The 6,535-nt window shown below is 73.4% G+C and carries 5 protein-coding genes; 2 read left to right on the top strand and 3 right to left on the bottom strand.

Annotated features, from left to right (window positions below):
* Positions 1 to 106: 106 nt before the first annotated feature.
* The 3 genes from ACFVHO_RS40360 to ACFVHO_RS40350 are packed head-to-tail and all read right to left on the bottom strand — an operon-like array spanning position 107 to position 3,131.
* Positions 107 to 955 (bottom strand): heme ABC transporter ATP-binding protein, encoded by an 849-nt coding sequence (locus ACFVHO_RS40360; RefSeq protein ID WP_385725523.1) that lies wholly within the window; start codon positions 953 to 955, stop codon positions 107 to 109.
* Positions 952 to 2,109 carry a FecCD family ABC transporter permease gene (locus ACFVHO_RS40355; protein ID WP_385725522.1) on the bottom strand — a complete coding sequence of 386 codons (1,158 nt, stop codon included), beginning with the start codon at positions 2,107 to 2,109 and terminating at the stop codon, positions 952 to 954. The genes ACFVHO_RS40360 and ACFVHO_RS40355 overlap by 4 nt, the downstream gene beginning before the upstream one ends.
* The gene (locus ACFVHO_RS40350; RefSeq protein ID WP_385725521.1) at positions 2,106 to 3,131 is read right to left on the bottom strand and encodes a hemin ABC transporter substrate-binding protein; all 1,026 of its coding nucleotides are present in this window, start codon (positions 3,129 to 3,131) and stop codon (positions 2,106 to 2,108) included. Before ACFVHO_RS40350 ends, ACFVHO_RS40355 begins: the two co-directional genes overlap by 4 nt.
* Before the next feature lie 147 nt (positions 3,132 to 3,278).
* Here ACFVHO_RS40350 and ACFVHO_RS40345 point away from each other — a divergent pair, with 147 nt between their 5' ends.
* Positions 3,279 to 4,802 (top strand): HtaA domain-containing protein, encoded by a 1,524-nt coding sequence (locus tag ACFVHO_RS40345; RefSeq protein ID WP_385725520.1) that lies wholly within the window; start codon positions 3,279 to 3,281, stop codon positions 4,800 to 4,802.
* Positions 4,803 to 4,923: 121 nt separating this feature from the next.
* Entirely contained in the window at positions 4,924 to 6,474 is a 1,551-nt protein-coding gene (locus ACFVHO_RS40340) for an HtaA domain-containing protein (protein ID WP_385725519.1), read from the top strand.
* The last annotated feature ends 61 nt before the right edge of the window (positions 6,475 to 6,535 follow it).

Here is a 6,535-nt window from a genome sequence, read left to right as displayed (position 1 = left end):
AGCTTGGGGAAGGAGCTACTAGGGCTTTTCGGCAACGCGGCGAGCGTGCGTGCCAGACGCCGCGACGCCGCGCCGACCCATCGGACAGGCCCTAGGGCGGCGCGCGTCAGGCAATCGTACGCAGCGGCGTGACCAACGGCACCCCGGTCCGAGGGTGCGGGAACACCTCGATGGGCTGCCGGTACACGTCCGAGAGCAGCCCGTCCTCGAAGACGTCGGCGGGCGCCCCGTCGGCCGCGACGAGCCCGCCGTCGAGGATCACCGCGCGGTCGGCGTAGGCCGCCGCGAGGCCCAGGTCGTGCAGGACGACCACCACCGCGTCGCCCGCGGCGGCCCGTTCCCGGCAGACCCGGAGGACCAGCTCCTGGTGGCGCAGGTCGAGCGCGGCCGTCGGCTCGTCGAGCAGCAGCAGCGGGGCGCGCTGGGCGAGCACCCGGGCGAGCGCCACCCGCGCCCGTTCGCCGCCGCTGAGCGCGGAGAACGGCCGGGCCGCGAACGCCTCCACCTCGGTGGCCGCCATCGCCTCGCGCACGATCCGGTCGTCGTCGTCCGCGAGGCGCGTCCCGGCCCAGGGCGCGCGGCCCATCCGGACGACGTCCTCGACCGGGAAGGGGAAGGAGAGGGCGGCCGACTGCGGCAGGACCGCCCGGCGCAGGGCGAGTTCGCGCGCGGGCCAGTCCGGGGCGGGGCGGCCGCAGACGGACACGGTGCCCGCGTCGGCGGGCAGGTCGGCGGCGAGCGCGGCCAACAGGGTGGACTTGCCCGCTCCGTTGGGGCCGACCAGGGCGAGCACCTCGCCCGCGCGGGCCACCACGCCCACACCCCGCAGGACCTCACGGCCGCCGAGCCGCACCCGCAGGTCCGCCGCCTCGGCGAGCACGTCGCCGGGCTCGACGGGGCCGGGAAGGACCCGGTCGCGTACCCCGAAGATCCGCTTGCTCAGTGTCCCGATCATGCCCAGCCCCCTTGCTTGCGGCGGGTCCTGCGCAGCAGCCAGAAGAAGAAGGGGCTGCCGAAGAGCGCGGTGAGCACGCCGAGCGGCAGCTCGGCGGGCGCGGCCACCGTGCGCGCAGCGAGGTCCGCGCCGACCAGGACGACGGCCCCGCCGAGCGCGCTGCCCGGCACCAGGAACCGGTGCCCAGGACCCGCCGCCATCCGCAGCAGGTGCGGCACGAGCAGCCCCACGAACGTGATGATCCCCGCCACCGCGACGGCCGCGGCGGTGAGCAGCGCCACCACGAGCACGAGCACCATCCGCAGCCGCTCCACGTCCACGCCCAGGTGCCGCGCGGGCCGCTCCCCGAGGGCGAGCAGGTCGAGCTTGCGCGCGTACAGCGGCGCGACGAGGAGTCCGGCCGCCGCGCACGGGAGCACGGCGAGCACCTTCGGCCAGGTGGCCTGCGCCAGCGAGCCGAGCTGCCAGAACGTGATCTGGGTGACCTGCGCGTTGTCCGCGAAGAAGAGGAAGAGGCCGATGAGGGCGCCCGCGAAGGCGTTCACGGCGATGCCGGTGAGGATCAGCGTGACGACTTCCGTACGGCCCCCCTCGCGCGACAGGACGTACACGAGCAGCACCGTCGCGAGTCCGGCGACGAACGCGCAGACCGTGACGGTCCAGTTGCCGAAGAAGCTGAGCCCGAGGGCGATGGAGGCGACCGCGCCGACGGCCGCGCCCGAGGAGATCCCGATGACGCCCGGCTCGGCCAGCGGATTGCCGAACACGCCCTGCATCAGCGCGCCCGCGCACCCCAGGGAGGCGCCCACGAGCAGCGCGAGGACCACGCGCGGAAGGCGCACGTTCCACAGCACGCTCTCGCCGACCCGGTCCAGGGCGTGCCCGCCGAGGCCCATGCGGTGCTGGACGGAGGCGAGCACGTCGCCGAGGGGGATGTCGTACGCGCCGATCCCGGCGGAGAGCAGGGCGAGGAGCAGGAGGGCGGCGGCGAGGGCGGTGGTGAGGAGGAAGGGGGCGCCGCGGCGGGCGGGGCGCGGGGCGGGGGCGGCCGTCTCGGCGGCCGGTTCCGGGGCCGTGGCCCCGGTCCTGGAGCGGTCCGGGGCGGCTTTCGGTCCGGTGTCCGAGCCCGCGCCCGGTCCTGCGGCGAGCGTCACTTGGTGTCCTTGTAGAGCTGGTTCACCAGGGACTTGAGGACCTGGTCGGTGCGGGGGCCGTAGTTGAGGAGCACGCCGTCCTCGATGGACACCACCCGGCGGTCCATGCCCGCGGGCGTCTCGGCCACGCCGGGGATCTTCACCAGGCCGTCGAGCCCGCCCACCGAGTCGAGGCCCTTCGACATCACGAGGATCGCGTCCGGCGCCGCCTTGGCCAGGGCCTCGCTGGTGATGGCCGTGAAGTCCTTCTTCAGCCCCGACGCCTTGCCCGCGTCCACCGCGCCCGCCGCCTCAAGGAGCGAGCCCGCGCCGGACTCGCGCCCGCCGAGCAGATAGACGGAGGCCGATCCGCGCAGGTAGAGGAAGGCGACCCGGGGCTTCTCGGACTGCTTCGGCACGGTCGCGCGCACCTTCGCGATCCGGTCCTCGGTACGGGACTTGAGCGCGGCGCCCGCCTTGTCGACGCCGAGGGCACGGGCCACCGCCTCGATGCGCGGGCCCACGTCGGCGAGGCTCTTGGCCGGTTCGAGGACGACGAGGGGGATGCCCGCCGCGCGGATCTGGTCGATGGCCTCGGCGGGGCCCGTCGTGGTGTCCGCGAGGACGACCGTCGGCTTCAGGGAGAGCACGCTCTCCGCCGAGACGTCGTGGGCGCGCGTCACCACCGGCAGCTTCTTCGCCTGGGCGAAGGTGGCGGTGATGTCGCGCGCCACCACGTTCTCGCCGAGCCCGAGCGTGAACACGATCTCGTTCAGGCTGCCGGTCAGCGGCACGATCCGGGCCGCGTCCTTGACGGCGACCCGCTTGCCGTCGGCGGACTTCACCGTCGCGGGCAGCTTCGGCGTCGCCTTGGCCGCGAGCGGCTCGACGCGGTCGGCCGGCGCGGCCTTCGCCCGCGTACCGCCGCCGTCCCCCGCGCCGCCGCCGTCGCCGGACGAGCCGCACCCGGCGAGGGTGAGCGCGAGCGCGGCGGTCACCGCGCTGACGAGGCCGCCGATACGGAGTGAGCGCGGCTTGCGCACCGAAGTCCACCGTCCTGTCGTGCTGTTGGGGATTCGTGGCCGTCGCGGTGTCCCGAACGGCCGGGGTTGCTGTGGCGTGGGGTTCCGCGCCACGATGATCGTAGTTTAGGTTAGCCTTACCTTAATGACCAGACCTGGAGGGGTCCGATGCCGTCGCCCAGACAGCCGCGCACGCGTCGCGGCGCACGCGTGGGAGCCGTGGCCGTACTGGCCGCGCTCCTGGGAACGCTGCTCCCGATGACCGCCGCGCACGCGAAACCGCGCACCGTGCAGGGCGGCAGGCTCGACTGGGGCATCAAGTCCTCCTTCCAGAGCTATGTCACCGGGCCCATCGCCAAGGGCAGTTGGAACCTCCAGGGCGGCGCGGCCACGGTCGGCGGCAGCCAGTTCCGCTTCCACTCGGCCAAGGGCTCCTACGACCCCGACACCGGCGCGTTCACCGCCGCCTTCGCCGGGGGAGTGCACTTCACCGGGCACAAGAAGGGCGGCTCCTACGCCCTCGACCTGACCATCAGCCGTCCCACGGTCAAGGTCTCCGGCGGCTCCGGCACGCTCTACGCCGACATGGTCAGCAAGGAGAAGGGCACCGGCAAGGTCACCTCGACCGCCCAGGTGCCGCTGGCCAAACTGAACACCTCGGGCATCGACATGAAGGGCGGCACGGGCCCCATCGCCCTCACCAACCTGCCCGCCACGCTCACCTCCCAGGGCGCGAAGGCCTTCGCCGGGTACTACACGGCGGGCACCCGGCTCGACCCGGTGAGCCTGTCGACGGACCTGGCCGCGGGCTCCGGCCGCGCCGACAAGCCCGGCGGGTCCGACGGCGGGCCGTCGAAGAAGCCCGACAAGAAGAAGTCCGGGGCCGACGAGAAGAAGGACCGGGCCACCGGACGCATCGAGGACGCCGCCGTCGACTGGGGCGTGCGCCGCACCTTCCGCGAGTACGTCTCCGGGACCATCGCCAAGGGCAAGTGGACGCTGTCGTCCGGAGCCGAGGACGGCGGCGCGCTGTTCCGCTTCCCCCAGGGCAAGGGCTCGTACGACGAGAAGAAGCGCACCCTGGCCGCGGACTTCGCCGGTGCCGTCCGCTTCACCGGCAAGCACGGGCTCGACATCCGCCTGAGCGAGGTCGCCGTCGGCGTGAAGGGTGGCGAGGGCACGCTGTACGCCGACGTCGACGGCGGGGAGTTCCAGAAGAAGAAGGCACCGCTCGTCACCTTCGCGGCCGCCGGGCTGAAGGACCTCAAGCCGCGCGACGGCCTCATCGCCGTCACCGAGGCCCCCGCGAAACTCACCGCCGACGGCGCCAAGGCGTTCGGCTCGATGTACAAGCCGGGCACCGCCATGGATCCCGTCTCGCTGGCCGTCGCCGTCGACGACAAGGCACAGCTGCCCGCGCTGCCGGACCTCGGCTCCGACCCCGCCCCGAAGAAGGCCGCGTCCGACGGCAAGCCGAAGACGTCCGCGAAGGCGGAATCCGCCGACTCCGAGGACTCCGACGGCTCGTCGAAGGCGCTCCCCATCACGCTCGCCGCGGTCGCGGTGCTGCTCGTCGCGGCGGCGTTCGCGTTCCGCTTCGAACGACGCCGCCGGGCGGCACGGGCGGCGTCCGCCGGGGGTGATGGTTCCGCCGGGCCTGCGGGGCCGACCGACTCCACCGAATCCCGCTGACCCTTCCCGCACATCCGCTTCCCCTGCGTCCCCGTCCCCACCATCCCCCCAACTCCCCGCCCTCACCCCCCCCACTCCCCGTTCCCCCTATCCCTCTCCCTCCCCGAGGAGCACACAGACCATGGCAGTCACCCGTCGACCCATAGCCCGTGCGGCCGCCGTCGCGACGGCCGTCGCCCTGGGCACCGCCGCGCTCGCCCTGCCCGCCGTCGCCGCCGACGCGCCCTCCGAGGCCGCGTCCGGCACGCCCCGCACGGCCGCCGAGCAGAAGGCGCCCTTGGCCTTCACGATCACGGACGGCACCCTGGACTGGGGCTTGAAGGAGTCCTTCCGGAAGTACGTCACGGGCATGGCACACGGCAAGATCACGGCCGGTGGCGGTGCCAAGCAGGCGCCGGGGAACGGGGTGTTCACTTTCACCGGCGGCAAGGGCACGTACGAGCTGGCGGACCACGCCCTGAAGGCCGCTTTCAAGGGTGATGTGCGCTTCGTCTCGACCCAGCACAAGTTCGACATCAAGATCGCCGACGTCAAGGTGCACACCAAGGGCAAGACGGGGGCGATCCAGGCCGACGTCACGCTCAACGGCGCCAAGCAGAACGACATCGACCTCGCGACCCTCGACCTCAGCGAGGTCCGGCCCGGCCAGGGCGCGGGCGGCGCGATGACGTTCAAGGACATCCCGACGGCGCTCACCGCCAAGGGCGCGAAGGCGTTCAACGGCATGTACCAGGAGGGCCAGGTGCTCGACCCGGCCACCCTGACGGTGAAGACCGGCGGCCCCGCCCCGCAGCCGACGCCCACGAAGCCGACGTCCAAGCCGACGAAGCCGACCTCCAAGCCCACGCCGAAGCCCACGCCCACGAAGCCGACCTCGAAGCCGTCGTCCGGCACGGGCGGCAAGGTCGTCGGCGGCAAGCTGTCCTGGGGCCTGAAGGAGTCCTTCCGCCGCTACATCTCCTCGGGCGGCAGTGTGCAGACGTCCGGCGGCGCGAAGAAGACCTCGGCCGGGTACGCCTTCCCGCACACCAAGGCCACCTGGAACGCCGGGGCCAAGAAGATCGACGCGTCCTTCGGCGGCAGCGTGCGGTTCCTGTACAAGGGCCACGGCATCGACATGAAGTTCAGCGACTTCAAGGTCAAGGCGCGCGGCAAGACCGGCACGCTGACCGTGGACGTGAAGGCCCAGGGCCGCACCAGCAACGACGTGAAGTTCGCGACCCTCGACCTCTCCCGGGCCTCGTACAAGGCGAAGAACGACGTCGTCCAGCTCAGCAAGGTGCCGACGCGGCTCACGGCGGCGGGCGCCAAGCAGTTCGAGAGCGAGGCGGGCGGGGCGCCGTACAAGAAGGGCGAGAAGTTCGACCCGCTGACGGTCGCGCTCACCCTGTCCGCAGGCGCCAACATCCCCGCGCCCGCGGGCGGCATCGGTGACTCCGGCTCGGACGCCGACAGCGCGGCCGCCGGGGGCGGTTCCGTCGGCGGTGGCGGCAGCGTGGGCGGCGGCTCGGTCGGCGGGTCGGTCGGCGGCGACGGTTCGCTCGCCGCGACGGGGTCGAGCACGCCGTCGGGCGCGCTGCTCGGTGCCGCGGGCGCGGTGGTCGTGGCCGGGGCCGGGGTCGTGTACGCGGCGCGGCGGCGGCACGAGGTCCAGCCGGGCCGCCACGCGTGAGCGAGGCGTCAGGCCCGCGGGCCTGACCGGCCGTACGGGCCGTACGGGCTGAACCTGGCTC

The sequence above is a fragment of the Streptomyces sp. NPDC127108 genome, assembly GCF_042677545.1.
GTDB lineage: Bacteria > Actinomycetota > Actinomycetes > Streptomycetales > Streptomycetaceae > Streptomyces.
Note: the sequence above shows the minus strand (reverse complement) of the source record. Positions and strands in the feature narration are given on the sequence as shown.

Coding starts and splice junctions, on each gene's coding strand:
- ACFVHO_RS40360 (WP_385725523.1), bottom strand. CDS start 955: ATGATCGGGACACTGAGCAAGCGGATCTTCGGGGTACGCGACCGGGTC.
- ACFVHO_RS40345 (WP_385725520.1), top strand. CDS start 3,279: ATGCCGTCGCCCAGACAGCCGCGCACGCGTCGCGGCGCACGCGTGGGA.
- ACFVHO_RS40340 (WP_385725519.1), top strand. CDS start 4,924: ATGGCAGTCACCCGTCGACCCATAGCCCGTGCGGCCGCCGTCGCGACG.